At 64.6% G+C, this 441-nt stretch carries 1 protein-coding gene; it reads left to right on the forward strand.

The features are described from left to right. On the forward strand, positions 1-418 hold a 418-nt coding region (locus HWX76_RS36890; protein ID WP_244138083.1), incomplete at its 5' end, for a hypothetical protein. Positions 419-441: the final 23 nt, after the last annotated feature.

Here is a 441-nt window from a genome sequence, read left to right on the forward strand (position 1 = left end):
GCCGCCGAAGCGGCCTTCCATCAGGGCGCGGGCGCGCGAATGCGTCATCGGTACGTTTCGTGTCGATGAACCTGTCCCGACTGGGCTGCTTGACACTCTGTCCCGCGACGAGCGCAAGCTGCTCGAGCGATGGCTCGAAGCATATCGGGAAAGCAAGGCGCGCGATCAAGTGCGCCCCGTGCTGGCCGGCGCACCCGAACAGCTCGAGAGGCTCGTTGGTGCGCTCGAAGTGGCGGCCGACACTTTGTCGAGCGCCGAAGCAGATCAGATTTGGGCGCAGCTTCATGCGATTGCGCGCACGTTGAAGAGAGCGGGGCATCCGCGGCCGCGAGCAGCACGTCGGTCGCCGGCGGCACTGCCAGGGCAGCAGGACTTCTTTGGTGAATTCGACGAGCTCGAGCGGCTGGCCGAACAATGAACATGCGCCGCTTGATCTTCTCT

Origin of the sequence: Burkholderia sp. BCC0398 (genome assembly GCF_902833245.1) — a bacterium.
In the GTDB taxonomy this organism is placed as follows: Bacteria; Pseudomonadota; Gammaproteobacteria; order Burkholderiales; family Burkholderiaceae; genus Burkholderia; species Burkholderia sola.